We start from the raw sequence: 18,999 nt of genomic DNA on the forward strand, positions 1-18,999 counted from the left end.
TAATGTTTAATGGTAAGTCAATATTAATTACTGGAGGAACAGGTTCCTTTGGAAAACAATACGTGCAAACTCTTTTGGAGCGTTACCAGCCGAAAAAATTAATTATTTTTTCGCGTGATGAATTGAAGCAGTTTGAAATGCAGCAAACTTATAATCATTCGTGCATGCGTTATTTCATTGGCGATATTCGCGATCAGCAGCGTCTAACTCAAGCGATGAGAGATGTAGATTTTGTAATTCATGCCGCGGCATTAAAACAAGTTCCTGCAGCTGAATATAATCCTATGGAATGTATTAAAACCAATATTCATGGCGCAGAGCATGTAATTCAGGCTGCATTACAAAGTAATGTAGAGAAGGTTATAGCACTTTCAACAGATAAAGCAGCAAACCCCATTAACTTATATGGTGCGACTAAACTTGCTTCAGATAAGCTATTCGTCGCCGCAAATAATATCTCAGGTGGGCATAGAACCCGATTTGCGGTAGTAAGATATGGTAATGTAGTAGGTTCCCGTGGTTCGGTAGTTCCTTATTTTAAAAAGTTAATCGATGAGAAGGCAAGTTATTTACCAATTACTGATGAACGAATGACTCGATTTTGGATCACCCTACAACAGGGAGTTGATTTTGTAATAAATAATTTTGCCCGCATGCACGGTGGAGAGATTTTTGTTCCTAAAATCCCCTCTATCCGTATTGTTGATTTAGCAAAAGCAATGGCTCCCGAACTTCCTATTGAAATAATGGGCATTAGGCCAGGTGAAAAACTACATGAAATAATGTGCCCCGCGGATGACTCTCATCTTACTTTAGAGTTTAAGGATCATTATGTTTTAAGACCAACTATCACTTTTTTTGGACGTGAAAATGATTTTGTAGTAAATCAGTTAGGTGAAAAAGGCACTCCAGTACAACAAGGTTTTGAATATAATTCGGGAACAAATGAGAAGTTTCTAGATATTCATGAAATTAAACAATTTAATCATTTATCGGGTATTTACTAATGATTCCATACGGGCGCCAAAATATAACACAAGATGATATTGATGCGGTTGTTGAAGTATTAAAATCGGATTATTTAACTCAAGGACCAGCCGTTTCTATATTTGAAAAAGAAATTAGCAATTATTGCGGCGCTGAGTATGCGATAGCACTTAATAGTGCAACGTCTGCCTTGCATCTTGCTTGTCTTGCTTTAGATTTGAGGCCCGGTGATTGGTTATGGACTAGCCCGATTACTTTTGTTGCTTCCGCAAATTGTGCCCTTTATTGTGGGGCGCAAGTAGATTTTATAGATATAGATCCTAACACCTATAATATAAGCATTCATGCCCTTGAAAAAAAATTAATTCAGGCTGAATTAGACGGATGTTTACCCAAAATTTTGGTTCCTGTACATTTTTCTGGCCAACCATGTGAGATGGAAACGATTTATCGGTTGAGTCAGCGCTATGGTTTTAAGATTATTGAAGATGCTTCTCATGCTATAGGAGGACGTTATAAAAATGAGGCTATAGGAAATTGCCATTATAGTGATATTACTATTTTCAGTTTTCATCCTGTTAAAATTATTACCACCGGAGAAGGTGGTATGGTGCTGACGAATAATCCTGCATATGCAGAATATATTAATTTGTTGCGCAGTCATGGGATTACCCGCGATGAGAGTAAAATGACGCAACAACCTGATGGTCCTTGGTATTATCAGCAGTTGAATTTGGGCTTTAATTACAGAATGACAGACATTCAGGCGGCTCTAGGATTTAGTCAAATGCAGCGATTAGAGCAGTTTATAATGCAACGCCATACATTAGCTGCTCGTTATAATCAGTCTTTAGATGGTTTACCTTTAATTTGCCCTTTTCAGGATGCTAACAGTTATTCGTCATGGCATCTCTATGTGATTCGTTTGCAGCTTGATCGTATCAAATTAACGCATAGGCAGGTTTTTGATGCATTAAGGCAGAATAACATTGGGGTGAACTTACACTACATACCCGTATATCGTCAGCCATATTACCAAAAAATGGGCTTTAAAAAAGAGCATTTTCCTGAGGCAGAAGCTTATTATTCAGAAGCTATTAGTTTACCTATATTCTCATCGATGACTTTAGAACAGCACGATACAGTAATTGATGCATTGCAAAGAATATTAAACGAGTAAAAATCACATTTCTAGTAGCATTTTATAATGGATTTCTGCCATGACCCAATCATCTAATGTGTCTATATCATGTACTCGGTAATGTGGAAGCAATAAGGGGGTTGAGTGCTGGGAAAAGATAGGGAGTTTCTTTTTGAATGCATCATAAGTTCCCCAATAAAACATACCGGCATCGTGGTATATTTTATCTAAATCTTGAGAGCGTTGCTCATAATTTTCAGGCCAAAGCATTTGAATAGTTCGGTTCTCAGTCAATTTGAATGCTCTGGTCACTGGATAGGCATATTCTGTCGCTGCAAACACATAATGAACATCGTGAGTTAAAAGTTTATAAGATTCCTCGAGATATTCCTTTTGCAAAAAAGGTGCCGTTGGATAAATACAGCATAGATGTTTGGGGTAATAGTCATTGGAGTCTAGCCAGTTTAGGGCATGTTCTATAACATCTAGCGTTGTCGCATAATCATCAGCGATCTCTAGCGGCCTTATAAAAGGGGTTTCTGCTCCATATTGATTGGCTATTGCCGCTATTTCTTTGTCATCAGTAGAAACAATTATTTTGTCGAACAAATTTGTCCTTAATGCCGCCTCAATAGAGTACGCAATAATAGGTTTGCCATGGAAATTCTTTATATTTTTTCTTGGGATGCGTTTACTGCCGCCACGAGCAGGGATAATGGCTATGTTCATCTTATTCTATGTAGAAGAAAAATTTTATTATACACCTAAGTAAACCCTGGAAGGTATACTTTGTTAATGACCTGTTACGTCCAAATTGAATATGATATATTTCTGTTCAGCCCTACAAAATAATTAAAATCTATGAACGTTGCATTTCGTGTTGATGCTTCTTTGATGATTGGCAATGGTCATGTTATGCGGTGCTTAACCTTGGCTAATGCATTGCGCGCCCATGGGCACTATTGTGTATTTATCTGCGCTGATCTGCCAGGTAATCTCATATCAAGCATTATACAGCAAGATTACAAAGTACATATTTTACCGCGACAGAAAGATAAAAATAATTCATTAACGAAACAAGAAAGCTATCAAAATGCTTATGAAGCATGGTTGGGATGCACCTGGAGTCTTGATGCAGGGCAATCTGCAGCTGCAATTAAATCATCCAAAATTGATTGGTTGGTGGTAGATCATTATGCTCTTGATGCATCTTGGGAAGAAGTATTGAAGCCATTTTGTAAATGGCTAATGGTAATCGATGATTTGGTAAACCGCAGCCATACGTGCGATTTATTGTTAGATCAAACATTAAATAGGCAAAGCAGAGAATATAGCCCATGGGTTCCAGCATCTTGCCCCTTGTTAACAGGCGCTAATTTTGCAATGATTCGACCTGAATTTGCCGCAATTCGAGAGTATAGTTTAAACCGGCGCTCTATGGCAGGTCTTAGCAAAATTTTGATCTCTATGGGCGGAGTGGATCAATTTAATGTAACAGAAGAAATCCTAGACTTGCTGCTTCTAACCAAACTACCAGATAGTTGTCAATTAATCGTAGTATTAGGAGCTAATGCCCCTTTTGCAGCCTCAGTTCGTACTAAAGCGAAAACATTGCCTTGGGCAACAGAAGTTCTTCAAGGAATTAATACTATGGAGCAATTAATGGCTGAAGCTGATTTGGCTATTGGTGCCGCGGGAAGTACTTCTTGGGAACGATGCTGTTTGGGGCTTCCTACCATTATGGTAACCTTGGCTGATAATCAAAAATCTATTGCTTCTGAGTTAAGCGCAATAGGGGCCGCGATCGATGTAGGTACTCCGTCTACATCAGGCTTTGCAGAGTTTTTTGTGCAAACTTTTATGGACATCATGAAAAATATTGCTTTATTAAATACAATCAGTTATCGTGCCCAAAGTCTTGTTGATGGCTATGGCGTGGCTCGGGTTGTGCGAGCAATGGAATGTAATTCTAATATTTCCTAATGATACCCATCAATATATTTTGATCAAATTGATGGATAGTTCAAAGGTTTTCAGTGTTTTTTAGCAGGTAGGGAGAATAGATGCTAGTTAATCTGGAACAGAAAAAATATGGTATTCGTCCCATGATTCGTGATGATTTGCGGATGGTATTAAATTGGCGCAATCACCCCGATATTCGTCAGTATATGTATACTAATCATGAAATTAGTTTAGACGAGCATATAATTTGGTTTGAAAAAGAATCAATAAATGATAAGAAAAAGTTATTAATTTTTGAAGAGAATAATATCCCTGTTGGTTTTGTAAATTTTACTCGGTCTAGCACAACACTTCCTGTCGAGTGGGGATTTTATATAGCGCCTGATGCTCGTAAAGGTACAGGTCGAGCTTTAGGTAAGCATGCATTAGATTATGCATTTTCTACATTAGGTACGCACAAAGTGATGGGATATGTAATTGCTTCTAATGTAAGATCACTGCAGTTCCATGAAAAATTAGGATTTCAACGAGAAGGTATTTTACGAGATCAATATTTTGACGGAACACATTATGAAGCAGTCATTTGTTTGGGCTTATTAAAGAACGAGTGGAATAATTAAGAAGGACGGTTTAAACGGAATGAATAATAATCCTGAAATAATAATAGATGGCAGACGCATTTCTGCAGAACAACCACCATACATTATTGCAGAAATTTCTGCTAACCATAATGGTAGTATAGAGAATGCACGAACTTTAATTAAAGCAGCAAAAAATGCAGGAGCTCATGCAGTTAAGTTACAAACTTATAAGCCAGATACCATTACTATAAATTGCCAATCAGATGAGTTTCTTATTCGTGAGGGATTGTGGCAAGGTACGACATTGTACCAGCTATATGAAAAAGCGCATATGCCGTGGGAATGGCATGAAGAGCTATTTGATTACGCTCATGATATAGGGATTACTATATTTAGTTCGCCATTTGATAATACAGCTGTAGACCTTTTAGAGTCATTAAATGCCCCTGCTTATAAGATTGCATCGTTTGAGGCAATTGATTTGCCGCTAATCAAATATGTGGCAAGTACAGGTAAGCCTATGATTATATCTACTGGATTAGCAGACGCACTTGAGATTGAAGAGGCAATTAATGCTGCTAAAGAAGGTGGTTGTCAACAACTTGCTATTTTACATTGTGTAAGCGGTTATCCTGCCCCTGCCGCGGATTATAATTTGCGAACATTACCTAACCTAAAGGAACGATTCGGCTTAGTTACTGGCTTATCCGATCATACCTTAGATAATATAACAGCAATCACCAGCGTTGCTTTAGGGGCGTGTATTATCGAAAAACATTTTACTTTAGATAGAACCGCGGGGGGACCTGATGACAGTTTTTCACTGGAACCCAATGAGCTCGCAGCTCTTTGCAGAGACAGTCATGTGGCATGGTCTGCGTTAGGACAAGTGACTTATGCAAGAAAACAAAGTGAACAAGATAATATTAAATTTCGCCGTTCGCTGTACGTTGTGAAGCCCATGCAGGCTGGGGACGTTTTTACATCAGAAAATATCCGTTCCATTCGACCTGGTTATGGGTTAAAACCGAAGTTTTATGAAGACATTTTAGGAAAACGAGCTACAAAAAATATTGCTATAGGTACTGCGCTAACCTCAGAGTTAGTTAGCTAAGAGATAGCTAACTAATTGATGTCGATCATGCTGACAGTTCATAGTAGTCCACATTCCGCGACCTGTTCGCGGAATCCAGAAATGGAGGATAAAGTTGAAATGCTTGGTTATTAATCAGATCGATTGCCGCGAACAACTAGCACAGGGCAGTGAAGATGAATTATCAACACACCTTAGTATATAATTTTTTTCGCCTCAAAAAAGCATGATTCGGAGTAATTAAGGCAATGGCAATTAAAAAAAAAGGACTAATTTTAGTAGAAACACCATTTCAATTATTGTGTGCATATGAATATCTGAATCAACACCCAGGATATTATGATTTTTTTGTGCGAAACAGCGGAGTAGGAACCAATGATGAGCAAATGCGCGTTATGCTTGAAGCCCTTGGAGTTCATGTAAAAAAAACATTCTTTGTTAAACCAAAAAACTTGAAGAGTATTTTATTTTCTACGATAAATTTTCTTCTTTTAACGCGTCGATCTTACAATCATGTCGTTGTGGGGAGTTATTTTTCAGGTGTCTTAAAGTTTTTTTCAAATATGGTAGTAAAAAAAGAAGTTGTATTACTCGATGATGGGGTGGCTACGCTTTTAGCAGATAGGATCATAAAAAATAAAGAAATTAAAAAATATCTTGCCTTCAGTATCTTTCAACTAGATAAAGAAAATTATAAACAGGTTTATTTAAATAGTTTTAATTCGTTGGCGAATAAATTTATGTGTTCAATCCATCCGGATAACTGTATTTTTTTTATAGGCCAAATATTAGTAGACATGTCTGCTATTGAATTAGATGATTACGTTCGTCTCGTTGAGTTTGCAGTAAATAACTCACCTGATGTGATTGTCCACTATATCCCACATAGAGCAGAAAGTAGCGAAGTTATTCACCGCATTGCGGCAATCCCACGTGTTAATATTTTACTTGCAGATGTAGCTATAGAATATTATTTACTTAAAAATCAGTGGTATCCAGAGAAATTATACTCTGTAATTTCAACAGCCTTATATTCATTATCATGCATTTTTCAAAAGACACAATGTATTGCCTTAAGAACCACAGCTTTAAAAACCGAGCTCTTTCAACATTATGATTTAATTATTGACGCATTTTCTAAACGTGAAAATATAACGTTTCAAACGGTTGAGTAACGATGTGAACAAAATTGTAAATATAATTTGTTTTTTCATGGTTTTTCTTGGTGCAGTAGGTTTTTCTTTGGCAATTTATTGTTCGCGTGTATTTTTTAATAATCATGGATTGATAAATTTAATTTATTTACAAACAACTACTGCATTCCTAGCGTTTTTGATTCAAGCAGGTATGAGAGCTGGTTTAAGAAAAGAATTTTTATGTGGCCGCCAGCGAATAGTAAATGTAGTAGAAAGTTATATTCTAGGGATATGGGTGTTTATTTTTCCACCCCTTTCTATTGTTTCACTACTTGTTATGAAAAATTATTATTTCCCAATAATTAGTGCCTTAAATGCAATTTTAACTCTGTTAATTGGATTACGCTTGGTACAAAAAAATATAGTTGAGGCGTGTTTTTATTCGGTGATATTGTTTTTCATAAATTTTATTGCTGGAGGATGGTGCATATATGCTGATTATCATTCAGAAACGGCAAGCAATGTGATGATTGAAGTTTGTGCTTTAATTATTGGCATGCTCTTTATCAGACGCCCATCGAGCAGGCTTAATTATTCCAAGGGAATGAAGTTGTTTGTCAAAATATCTAAAAAATATTGGGGTATGCAGGTTTCTTCTTTCTTAATCGTATTTTCCGGATATGTTTTTTCCCAATTGATACTCAATATTGCTCAGACAAATAAGGAGATTATTGTTATATATTCTGATGCTATTTTGATCTCTGGAATTTTTACGATGATCTTATCACGTGTTATGTTGCTTTTTGAACAAAGAGTGGTTCAATCTGGACGAGTTGAATTTTATTTATGGATAATACATGGAGCATTATTATTGCTCGCTTTATTAAGTTGTTTTGTTAGAGGTGGGAATAATAATGAAATGGGGCTATTTTTCCTTCTATTGCTAGGATTGCTGGGAGGATATGCGGTTGCATTAATTTCTAGTTTTATCAATGAAAATACTCGTAACATATTTTTACTGTGGATGAACGTTATTGTTGTTTTTCAGTGTATTATGTTTTTACTAAAATATAGCGGTATTTGGAGTGATAACTGGTTGTATTTTGTAGTACTTGTTAATCTATTTAGCTTGTCTTGTTTACTGCTGATTATTTATAGTTTTAAAGGCACTGCGTATATTGTCAATGCAGGGAGTAACAGTGAAAATTACTAAAATAGGAATCAAAATTGCACTGGGTGATCTCTTTTTTTCCCTTATTGTTCCTTTGTTTATTTATGGATTGATCCAAGGTGATTTACGCAATGAGTTTGTTTACCCTCAAGTAACACTTGAGTTTGTAACAGTTTTGATTAGTACCTTATTGCTTTTGATAGTTTTTGCGGATCCCTTAACTAAAATTATAGCTTCATGGGTTCGACTTTGGTTTAGGCTATTTCCACGCATAAGTCGCCATTTCTTTTTACTGTTTGCTATCGTATATTTGATTGCAGCAATTGTTTATTTTAGTTCCGGGCTTCATTTTAATCGTTATGATGGTATTTCAGCATCAAGCAATCTCTATAGAACATTCTGGGTTGAAATCATTTTTTTGGGGCACGCCGTACTATGTGCACAAGTATTTTACATGATTGTCGCAAGGAACACTGGCATTTTTTCTGCTCAGTGTATGTTTGGAAAATCATATTGGATGTTGATTACAATAGCATTGTTATTAACAATTGACGGGATGGCACAAGTAATATTAGTTGGAATTATTCTATGGTATATAAATTTTCCAGCTATGTTCGCAAAATTTATTAATACGCCTCTTTTAAATGGGCTGAAATATAAGTTTTTCGCTTTAATACTTGCCATCCTGTTATTTGTTCTTGGTATTGCATTTAAGGAACGAGGACTTCCATCGGATCCAGCTCTATTATTAGATTATTATATTAGTAAAATCATATGGTTAATCGATAGATTATCTACCATTTATTTTTCAACTGGCTTTGCAATTAATAGTCATAGTGATAATCCTGAAATAGTACAAAAAGCCTGGGAAATTATTAGCAACGAGATTAACTTTCGCTTTTGCGTCGTTTTTAATGACGGGAATTGTAGTGTATTTAAAGATTCATTTGGCTCCATATCGCGATTTAATTTTTCAAATATTTTAATCAATGACTCGGGACGTGGAGGGGCGTCACCTGGAGTGCTTGGCGCTACTGCATATTTATTTCCTTTGTATTTAGTGCCGCTGATAACTGTTTTTTATTATTCTATTGTTGCGGCCATAATGGATGTAGTTGTTGGAACAAATCGTCCGATAACCGTAACGGTAGTTGGTGTCGTTGTTTATGGTTACTTATTAAGAGGACTATATTTGAACCCGGCAGCGTTGATAAATCCCTTGTCATCACCAATGATTGCAATGGTTGTATTTATCATTGTGTCATTGTATTTCTACCAAAATCGAAGGAATATTCCATGAGTATAGATATCAAGAGAACCGCATTTTTTCATTCTTTTGCGTTAATTTTTGCGCATTCATTAGCTAAAATTGGTAAAAATCCTTTTTCAGAGAAGGCGCTTGTTAGCGAAATCAGAGAAAATGGATATGCTGTTTTAGACTCGTTTCTCCCTGCAGATATCTGTGACCGACTGATCACAATTTTTAATTCATTGGAAAGTACGGCTCAAATAATTGACAATGATCGTAGAATTTTTTCGATACAAAAACTGAGCTCGGAACATCGTCATATGTTTTCTGATTCGGCATTTTTAAAAATTATTGGTGAGCAATATATTAAAACCCCCCAACTCTTAACTACAACAATGGCAGCCAAAATATATTCTAACTCTAAAGCATTGGGATCTGGAGGGGGATGGCATAGGGATTCATTTTTATCACAATTTAAGGCAATTTGTTATTTGTCAGATGTTTCCGAGTTAAATGGTCCTTTTGAATACATCACGGGCTCTCATAAACTGCGCAATAAAATACTCTTTGAATTACGCTCGAAAACGCGAAAACAGGCAAATAATCCACGTTATGACCAAGAAAATATTAATGAATATTTGCAGATAATGGATGTATCGTCAAAAGTTTTTTTAGCTCCCAAAGGAACTGTAATTTTATGTGATACAAGTGGCTTACATCGAGGACAACCTATTATCGATGGCGTACGCTACGCGATAACAAATTATTATGCATCTTCACGACGTTTTTTAGATAAAAATATAAAGAAAAATCAAATTCAATATATGAACATGAACTAATCATTTCTTACTATTTAAGTTGATGTCATTAATTGCTTAAACCAGTTTTTAATGTTTGATTCTTTCAGAAGACTATATCCAAAGGATATTTTTTTAAAAGGTATTTTTTTATGTGTGGAATAGCTGGTGTTGTTACAAATTTTGAGAATAAAGATATTGTATCTTGCTTAAGACAAGCTGAGATGGCTCAAAAGCATCGTGGTCCGGATATTCAAGATATAGCACATTTTAAATGCGGGCATTGGCAGCTAGGGTTTGCTCATCAACGGTTATCCATATTGGATCTGTCTGACGCAGGTGCCCAACCTATGTCGTCTGCGTCTTCATGCATCATCTATAATGGTGAGGTATATAATTATTTAACGCTTAAGTCCTCTTTACAAACAACACATTTTCATAGTGAAACCGATACTGAGGTTGTGCTTTGCGCTTTGGATGAGCTAGGCATTGATACGGCTGTACGTGCGTTTAATGGTATGTGGGCTTTTGCATGGCTAAATCAAAAAACAAATAAACTGTATTTATGCCGTGATCGCGCTGGTGTAAAACCTTTGTATTATTATTTGAAAGATAATCAGCTTTACTTTGCCTCAGAGGTTAAAGCGATTTTAGAAATGACCGGTGAGCAATTTCATTTGGATTATCAAGCTGTTGGTGAGTATTTAATTCAGTCGATACAGGACACCTCTAATAATACTTTTTTTGATGCTATTAAAGCTGTTCCGGCAGGCCACTATATAGAAATTGATTTGAATAATCAACAGCTGAAACTTAATTTCGTACCCTATTGGAATGTTTTAGATGCCGAGCCTTTTGAGGGAGATAATTTGCATGAGCATGTTGCCTCTTTGTTTCAAGATGCTGTGAAAATTCGTATGAAAAGTGATGTCCCAATTGGTGTGACACTTTCTGGTGGGCTTGATTCATCGAGTATCGCAGCGATGATGCAGCAACATTTGGGAAGTGCGGCAAATTTAAATATTTTATCAGTTGTATCGCCTGGGAGTAAGTTAGATGAGTCTTTTTTTATCGATAAGATGGCTCATTTCTTAGGTGCCAAAGTACATAAATTAGAACTATCATGGTCTCCTACGGATGCCATTGATTTGTTAAAAAAAGCAACGTGGCATAATGATGCGCCTCTTGGAAGTTTTTCTAATGTCGCGCATTATTTAATGATGCAGAAAGCACATGAGCTCGGTATTACTGTCATATTAAGTGGTCAAGGGGCGGATGAATTGCTGTGCGGCTATAAGAAATATCTAGGTTTTTATATTCAGTCACTAATACGTCAAAAAAAAATCTGGCGCGCTTTTTTATTAGGATGGAGTTTTTTAATTAATCGCAGTGTTGTAACCCAATTTAATTGGAAAGAGGCAAAACGCTATCTTCCAAAACGCTGGATTAAACGGCGGGATATTGATATTTCTGGTGCTATGATACGTAAAAATTATCGGTCTAAAGCACTTGGATTGAAACAACATCAAACAATTACTGAGCGGCAAATTGAAGATCTTAGTCAGTTTTCGGTTCCGTTTTTAACCCATTATGAAGACAGAATGTCTATGGCCTGGTCAAGAGAGATTCGCTTGCCATTTCTTGATTATCGTTTAATGGAGTTATTCATTAATTTGCCGCCACATAAGAAATTAGGTAAGGGTTGGACTAAATTGATATTCAGAGAATCAATAAAAGCCCATCTGCCTAAGAAAATTGTTTGGAGAAAAGACAAACAAGGTTTTGTGAATCCACAAGAGGAATGGTTAAGAAATGAATTGGTTGAAACTGTATTAGGTTATTTTAATGAAAGTGCACTTATCTTTAAATATCAATTAGTTGAACGCAAAGAGTTATTAGAAAAATATCGAATTTATTGCGCTAATAAATCAAAAAGTTCCACAGTTTGGTACCGTGATATTTTTAATCCTTTAGCCCTGGAAATTTGGCTACAATTGAATGAAAAATATTTGGCTTCTTAAGTGAGAAAATATAGTTTTGATTATCGGGCTGATATTGATGGGTTAAGAGCAATTGCTGTTCTTGCCATAATTTTATTCCATTTGAATGCAAACTGGCTCCCTGGTGGTTTTGTTGGTGTTGATATTTTTTTTGTGATCTCTGGTTTTTTGATTACAAGAATTATTGTTCAAAAATTGAATGATAACTCTTTTTCAATGAGGCAGTTCTTTTGGCGCAGAGTGCAACGCATATTACCTGCAACCTTATGCATGATTGCAATGGTCATGTTAGTAGCCTACTTCATTATGCTGCCACAGGACTTATCTCGCTTGTCTAAAACGGCGATAACAGCGGTTTTTTCTGTTACAAATATTTATTATTGGTACTTTTTAGATACGAATTATTTTGCAGACTCCTCATTATTATTTCCATTACTGCATTTATGGTCATTAGGAGTTGAAGAGCAATTTTATTTAATATGGCCCGTCCTTTTAATGGTGGCTTATAAAGGGTTAAAGCCTAAATATATTAAATCGATATTGGCTGTTTTAGCGCTGTTATCACTGTGCTTAAGTATTGAGATAACTCCCTCCCACCCCTTATTTGCTTACTATATGTTGCCGACAAGAGCTTTTGAGTTAATTATCGGTGGATTAGCTTTTTTGCTAGCAGAATATTTTAATATTCGAGACAATGTCAGATTTATAAATGGTATTGCTTTATTAGGTTTTTTCCTGATTATCGCAGCCATGTTTTTGCTAAACGAAAATATGGCTTTTCCAGGATGGCTTGTTTGTATTCCAACTTTAGGGGCAGCAACTTTACTTATTGCTAATGGGATATCTAGCAATATTATTTCGCGTTTATTATCGTATAAGCTGCTAGTATCTATTGGTTTAATTTCATTCTCACTCTATTTATGGCATTGGCCCATTCTTTCCTTCTATCGCTATGTCTATGTGGAATTTAGCAGTTTAGATATGGTGCTCTGTATGGTTCTTATATTAACTACTTCAATGTGCTCATATTTTTTTGTAGAAGAAAGATTCAGGTACAGTAACGGTCGGACTGTGACAAAACTAGTGCAGATTGCATGTATGTTTTTGGTCAATTTAATGCCAGCCCTTTGGTTTATTCATCAAGGCGGATTTCTTAATAAAGATGCAGGCAGGGACTATTTAATTGCCATGCGTCAGGTTTTGGCACAACAAGCTCCTTCGTCTACAGCACCATATACATGCCAGGTGGATAAATATAAAAAACTATTATTCTCAGAACAACGATGTATTTTAGGTGATGCAACCAAACAATCTAAAATTCTTATGTGGGGAGACTCTCATTCTGCTCATTATGTTGGTTTTATGAAAGAACTTGCAGAACATTGGGGGATAAGTATTACTAATTTTTCTCATTCACAATGCTTACCTTTTTTTACTGAGGTCGATAAATATCTTCGACATGATGTAAAAGACTCGTGCAGGATATTTAACAAACATATTGCTAAATTAATTAATGATTTTGATATTTTAATAATTGCCGCTAATTGGGAAATGTATGGAAATAGGCATAAAGCGTTAGAAGCAGATCTAGAAAACTTCGTTAGAAAATTATTGGATGCTCGAAAAAAAGTTATTTTGACTTTGGATGTTCCTCACTTTCCTAAGTATGATAAGGTTTGTAAATTTAAAAAACTCAAAGTCCCTTCACTTGATTGTAATTCTCAAAGCGAATATGAATGGAATGGTGAAACAAAGTGGAATCGAATGGTTCAGGCGATATCGCGACGCTACTCAAATGTTTATGTTCTTTCTATTAATGATTTGATTTGCAGGAATCAGCGATGCTCAGCTTATTTGCATGGCAAAGCACTTTATTTTGATAAAGAACATTTAAGCCTTTATGGCTCCCATACTCTAGGGAAGTATGCTATCGCAAATAACCGTATTCCACTCGTTTTGACTGATATTATTGCGCAACAAAAGCAAGACGTAGCTGCTCTCTAATTGAGGGGGTTAATTTGATGACCATTTCTTTAGATAAATGGTCATCATCACGAAATACCATCACACCATCTTCAATATTATGGCAAAATTTATGTGGGCATACTCCATCGAAGATATCAAGAAGATATAAATTTGGATATTTATTTTTTAACTGAATTAGCTTAGACATGAAGTATTCGCGAGCAAGAATATTTCTTTGTTTTAGCACACGACAAGTCTTTTTACGTGCATTATATATACAATGTTCTGTGCTTGAATACATTTCTGGTAATGGAGATAAAAATACTATTTTCATGTTAATTTTATTAAGCTTATTAACAGTCTTCTCTAAAGACATAAAATAAAGATCCATCAGAGTAGTGTCTATATTGGGAAAACGTTGGCCTTGGTGATTTTGAAGCCCAAGCACAGGATTATCTGCTTTTGAAATAAGTATTGGTGAAAGATACGCTAACGAGCGCATACCCATGAACAATACTGTATCAGTAGATGGAGATGATTGATAAATCTGATTGAATACTTTTTTAAGATGATTGTGGCACTGATTTTGCCATTTGCCATCGGCAGCAATGTAGGTTAAGTCTTCTGATAAAAAACAAGCAGTTCCCGTTTGATTAATAATACTTATTTTATCGAGTTGAGAAATTTTTTCGAATGCCGGAAATAATTGTTGCGCATGTGAGTCACCTAGCACGATCAGTTGCTTATTCCCTGGCTGTGTGTAGTTTTTGACTATGGGGGGAGCTAAGCGTGTATAGGTTATTTGATTTAAAGAATAAAATGGAATTATATGTACCAGGTAAAGAATGCAAATTGCAGTGGTGATAGAGGTGAAAATTTTATTCCATGCAAATATAGCGGAAGTATTTTTAGAGTTATTTATAAAATGAAATTCAATATATGAATAATTAAAAATGGATAATAATCCAATTAAAATTCCATAAATAAATAAAGCGCTCCAATTTTTAGCAGAAACATCAATAAAATACTCTAAAAATTTTAAAACAGGATAGTGCACTACATATAGAGAGAAAGATAGGCGTCCAATGTATCGAAATAGAGGTAAGCTAAAGCAATAATTTAACCCTTGTTTTTCTGTGCTCTTTATTAAGAGAATACTTGAGAGAATGCAAAATACAGCATAATGTGCGTTGGTCACTGTCTTATCTGAAATATTGAAATAAAAAAATAATATTCCAACTAAAGATGCAAATCGGATAATAGAAAAAATAGGATTTCTTCCAATTTGAGAAAAAAGTCCAAATGCAGCCGAACCAGCCAAAAACTCAAATACTCGGCTGCTTAAAAAATAAAAGTGAGATGGATTGGCTGGGCCAGATTTCAAGCTTATTAAAAATGACGCCCCTATAGCGATCAAAAATAAAATATTGCGATATTTTAAAATTGTTTTTATGCGGATGAGTAAAAAACATATCAATGCAAAACATAAGTAAAACTGATCCTCTACCGATATAGACCAACTGTGTAAAAAAGGATTGAATTCCGCTTGGGGTGAAAAATAGTTAATTTTTTTTAAGTCGAGATAGATATTACTCACACCTAAAAAAGCTGTAATGGGGGTTAAGTAAAAGGCGTCTAAATTTTTTTTAGATAGAATACAGCTAAAGATTATGGAAAATAAGATAAACCAAATAATAATGGTGGGAAATATTCTGAGAATACGTCTTTTTAAAAAACTTGCTATACCAGAGAAAGAACCAAGATAATGATGATTTGTAAATAAAATTTTTGTAATTAGATAGCCGGATATTACAAAAAATAAATCAACACCAAGAAATCCTCCAGGTATAAGCACTGGATCAAAATGGTAAAGCAATACTGGAAGAATAGCCAAAGCACGAAGGCCTTCGATATCATATCGCCAATCTTTAGCATGGGAAATCAATGGATAATTCATATGGCTTACGGAAAGAAATAATATGAGCAGAACAACTTATCTTACCTTGGTTAAGCCTGATTAACAATCAATGATAACACTAATCGACTTCAACGGTTTTTTATTAGATAGTTAAACTGCAATATTCCGGTCAAAATAAAAATTTAAAGCATAAAATGAAGCAACATATTGAAATATAAAGCCAGTCTGCATATTATCTGTTTTGAGTGAGTAGATATTAAAAAATCGCGCTGTTTCTCTTCAAAAACAAGTTACCCGTATTGGAATTGGATTATAACAAGCAGATATTATAGTAATGGAGTATAGTGGGTAATATGAGGATTTTATATTTTCATCAGCATTTTTCTACACCAAAAGGAACAACTGGCATTCGTTCCTATGAAATGGCAAAGCAACTTATTAAGCGTGGGCATCAGGTAACTATGGTATGTGGCAGTTATGGTGCTGCCCAAACAGGACTTTCACAACCTTTTGTTCGAGGTTGTCGCAAAGGAACCGTTGATGGAATTAAAATTATTGAATTTGATTTAGCCTACTCAAACAAGGATCGTTTTCTTACTCGTACGGGAACATTCCTTAAATTTGCATACAGATGTACGAGTTTGGTTTTCACTGAAAAATATGATTTGCTTTTTGCCACAACTACGCCGTTAACAGTTGGTATTCCTGGTATTTTTGCACGCTGGGTTCGTCGTAAACCATTTGTATTTGAAGTACGTGACTTATGGCCAGAATTACCAAGAGCAATGGGGGTTATTCGTAATCGTTTTGTTTTAGGAGCCATGTCTGTACTGGAATGGGCTTCTTACCGCTCAGCACATCGATTAATTGGTTTATCACCAGGTATTGTACAAGGCATTACAAAACGTCGAGTTTCTAATGAAACCGTTAAATTGATACCTAATGGATGTGACCTCAATATTTTTTCAGAGCCAGCATTAGAATGGGAACCACCTGGGGTCAATTCAGCAGATTTTCTTGCGGTGTATACAGGAACTCATGGCATAGCAAATGGACTTGATGCGGTGCTGGATGCTGCCATGGAGCTTAAACAACGAGGACGAAATGATATTAAATTGCTCTTAATTGGCGATGGTAAATTAAAATCCGAATTACAAAAGCGAGCCATTAAGGATGCACTTGATAATGTAATTTTCCATGCGCCAGTGGACAAGATAAAACTGGCCGGCTTGATGAAACGTGCTGATTTGGGCTTGCAAATTCTGGCAAATGTACCTGCTTTTTATTATGGCACTTCACCTAACAAATTTTTTGATTATATCGCGGCAGGCCTCCCCGTATTAAATAATTATCCTGGCTGGCTTGCTGATTTGATTTATGAAAAAGATTGCGGTTTTGTTGTGCCTCCTGATAATCCAGTTGCTTTTGCTGATGCTTTAGAGATGGCTGCAACGAATCGAGTCCAATTAAAAGAAAAAGGCGAACGAGCTCGTCTCTTGGGGGTAAGCGATTTTGACCGTTCGATTTTAGCAGAAGACTTTGTTTCTTGGATAGAAGAAGCTCATGGGGGTTAACTGCATCTTTAAGTTAATCCTTCCTTTATTAAAGGGCCTACTTCCGGAAACATGTTATCTGATATTGGATTCGGATACGAGATAATAGGACAACATGTTTCCTCGAGGCTTTTGGAGTATCAAGATATAGTTAGAGTTTAATACTGGCCATTACAACCAAACGCCTCATAGCACAATAATTAAACATACTAATGGCCCCGGCAACTGCTAAAAGCATCGGAATGAAAAAGCTAAAATTGATTCCAGTAAACTCAATGACGAGGACAATTGCAGTGATTGGCATTTTTTGAGCCGCAGCAAGAAATGCTGCGCCGCCAACAACGGCAAAAGCGGATATTGATATTCCCGGCCATAAATGGCTCCAAAGGATACCTAGAATGACGGCCATTAACGCGCCATTTGCAAGGGAAGGAGTTAATATTCCACCTGCAGCACCCGCTTGTATGCTGGTACAAACAATTAAAAGTCTAAGTATTAATATGACTGCTGCAATACCTAGTCCTAACATATTCCCATCAAATCCTAACTGAGCTGCAGAACGACCATTCCCCAAGATCTCCGGAAAATAAATTGCTAATAAACCAATAATAAAAAAATTAAATAGGCACGATATAATGATTTTCCAATTTCGCGGCGCTCGACTTTGGGCTCTGTTTGTAATTTCTTTAAACCAATAAGCAGAAAAACCAAAAATGGGTCCAGCAAGAATAGCCCAAATAACTATTGAAGAATCAAGTATCAAAACAGGTATATGATACAGTGACTGATTGCCAAGACCAATCCAGGATATAACCACTGCAATCGCAGAAGTAGTAATTGCAGGAATCACTGCAAACCAGCGAAACGTACCGAGTAGGACTTCTAAAGTAAACAGAGCACCACCAAAAGGAACATTATAGACAGCAGCTAGCCCTGCTCCTGCTGCGCAGGCCACAAGTACTTGACTCTCTTTAGGGTGTAACTTCATTTTATTGGTCAACCAACACGCAAATGTTGCCCCTAATTCCCGCGGAGCAACTTCTCGTCCCAGAGGAGAACCCAAAGCAACCGTAATTATTTGTAGTAATACGTGTGCTATAGTTGTTTTTATGGGCATATGGGGTCTAGGTGATTTAATTGCATTCGCAATACTCACCAAAGGTCTGCCATAGCGAAAAACCGCCCACCACCCCCAACCTGCAATGAAACCACACAGGAGAAGCGCAATCACCCTTCTTGAGGCGGTTGAACTACTAACAATATCAAGAAAACGCTCATTTTCAATAATAGGGAATACAGGATGTCCATAGGCTAAGTGCTGGAGAAAATGCAATAACAAGGCTAAAAACATCCCCCCAAAACCGGAAACAATTCCGATAACGACTGTGGCAAAAAAAAGAAGATGCCATCGGGATGTTAAATGTTTGGTCATGAACTACTCCTTAA

15 protein-coding genes are annotated in these 18,999 nt (G+C 36.1%); 12 read left to right on the top strand and 3 right to left on the bottom strand.

Translation table 11 applies throughout. From position 1 onward, the window contains the following. Positions 1-2: 2 nt before the first annotated feature. Both pseB and pseC read left to right on the top strand, forming a co-directional pair. Positions 3-1,007 (top strand): UDP-N-acetylglucosamine 4,6-dehydratase (inverting), encoded by a 1,005-nt coding sequence (pseB, locus tag BW930_RS07935; RefSeq protein WP_058467479.1) that lies wholly within the window; start codon positions 3-5, stop codon positions 1,005-1,007. Beyond that, complete coding sequence (pseC, locus tag BW930_RS07940) at positions 1,007-2,167, top strand: UDP-4-amino-4,6-dideoxy-N-acetyl-beta-L-altrosamine transaminase (RefSeq protein WP_058467480.1); 1,161 nt, start codon at positions 1,007-1,009, stop codon at positions 2,165-2,167. Before pseB ends, pseC begins: the two co-directional genes overlap by 1 nt. Before the next feature lie 3 nt (positions 2,168-2,170). On the opposite strand, the gene pseF is transcribed toward pseC, so the two are convergent. Beyond that, entirely contained in the window at positions 2,171-2,857 is a 687-nt protein-coding gene (pseF, locus tag BW930_RS07945) for a pseudaminic acid cytidylyltransferase (RefSeq protein WP_058467481.1), read from the bottom strand. A gap of 132 nt (positions 2,858-2,989) precedes the next feature. Here pseF and pseG point away from each other — a divergent pair, with 132 nt between their 5' ends. The 9 genes from pseG to BW930_RS07990 all read left to right on the top strand — a co-directional run bounded on the left by pseG (position 2,990) and on the right by BW930_RS07990 (position 14,121). Further along, positions 2,990-4,111 carry a UDP-2,4-diacetamido-2,4,6-trideoxy-beta-L-altropyranose hydrolase gene (pseG, locus tag BW930_RS07950; protein ID WP_058467482.1) on the top strand — a complete coding sequence of 374 codons (1,122 nt, stop codon included), beginning with the start codon at positions 2,990-2,992 and terminating at the stop codon, positions 4,109-4,111. Between the two features lie 80 nt (positions 4,112-4,191). Then, positions 4,192-4,710 (top strand): UDP-4-amino-4,6-dideoxy-N-acetyl-beta-L-altrosamine N-acetyltransferase, encoded by a 519-nt coding sequence (gene pseH / locus BW930_RS07955; RefSeq protein ID WP_202972261.1) that lies wholly within the window; start codon positions 4,192-4,194, stop codon positions 4,708-4,710. A 19-nt stretch (positions 4,711-4,729) separates the two neighbouring features. Next, positions 4,730-5,785 (top strand): pseudaminic acid synthase, encoded by a 1,056-nt coding sequence (gene pseI, locus BW930_RS07960; RefSeq protein ID WP_058467483.1) that lies wholly within the window; start codon positions 4,730-4,732, stop codon positions 5,783-5,785. Positions 5,786-6,012: 227 nt separating this feature from the next. Next, entirely contained in the window at positions 6,013-6,939 is a 927-nt protein-coding gene (locus BW930_RS07965) for a hypothetical protein (RefSeq protein ID WP_058467484.1), read from the top strand. Between the two features lie 4 nt (positions 6,940-6,943). Further along, the gene (locus tag BW930_RS07970; protein ID WP_058467485.1) at positions 6,944-8,113 is read left to right on the top strand and encodes a hypothetical protein; all 1,170 of its coding nucleotides are present in this window, start codon (positions 6,944-6,946) and stop codon (positions 8,111-8,113) included. Beyond that, entirely contained in the window at positions 8,100-9,371 is a 1,272-nt protein-coding gene (locus BW930_RS07975) for a hypothetical protein (RefSeq protein ID WP_058467486.1), read from the top strand. The genes BW930_RS07970 and BW930_RS07975 overlap by 14 nt, the downstream gene beginning before the upstream one ends. Then, positions 9,368-10,159 carry a phytanoyl-CoA dioxygenase family protein gene (locus BW930_RS07980; RefSeq protein WP_058467487.1) on the top strand — a complete coding sequence of 264 codons (792 nt, stop codon included), beginning with the start codon at positions 9,368-9,370 and terminating at the stop codon, positions 10,157-10,159. The genes BW930_RS07975 and BW930_RS07980 overlap by 4 nt, the downstream gene beginning before the upstream one ends. A 110-nt stretch (positions 10,160-10,269) precedes the next feature. Then, positions 10,270-12,138: an asparagine synthase (glutamine-hydrolyzing) gene (gene asnB / locus BW930_RS07985; RefSeq protein WP_058467488.1), complete on the top strand. Its 1,869-nt coding sequence runs from the start codon at positions 10,270-10,272 to the stop codon at positions 12,136-12,138. Further along, positions 12,139-14,121 carry an acyltransferase family protein gene (locus tag BW930_RS07990; protein WP_058467489.1) on the top strand — a complete coding sequence of 661 codons (1,983 nt, stop codon included), beginning with the start codon at positions 12,139-12,141 and terminating at the stop codon, positions 14,119-14,121. Here BW930_RS07990 and BW930_RS07995 read toward each other — a convergent pair. Next, positions 14,084-16,039 (bottom strand): acyltransferase family protein, encoded by a 1,956-nt coding sequence (locus tag BW930_RS07995; RefSeq protein ID WP_058467490.1) that lies wholly within the window; start codon positions 16,037-16,039, stop codon positions 14,084-14,086. The two genes, BW930_RS07990 and BW930_RS07995, sit on opposite strands and share 38 nt — an antisense overlap. 314 nt (positions 16,040-16,353) lie before the next feature. Here BW930_RS07995 and BW930_RS08000 point away from each other — a divergent pair, with 314 nt between their 5' ends. Then, positions 16,354-17,574, top strand: a complete 1,221-nt coding sequence (locus BW930_RS08000; protein WP_058467491.1) for a glycosyltransferase family 4 protein — start codon at positions 16,354-16,356, stop codon at positions 17,572-17,574. Between the two features lie 130 nt (positions 17,575-17,704). On the opposite strand, the gene BW930_RS08005 is transcribed toward BW930_RS08000, so the two are convergent. After that, entirely contained in the window at positions 17,705-18,985 is a 1,281-nt protein-coding gene (locus BW930_RS08005; protein WP_058467492.1) for a chloride channel protein, read from the bottom strand. Positions 18,986-18,999: the final 14 nt, after the last annotated feature.

The sequence above is a fragment of the Fluoribacter gormanii genome (genome assembly GCF_900156395.1).
Classification (GTDB): Bacteria; Pseudomonadota; Gammaproteobacteria; order Legionellales; family Legionellaceae; genus Legionella; species Legionella gormanii.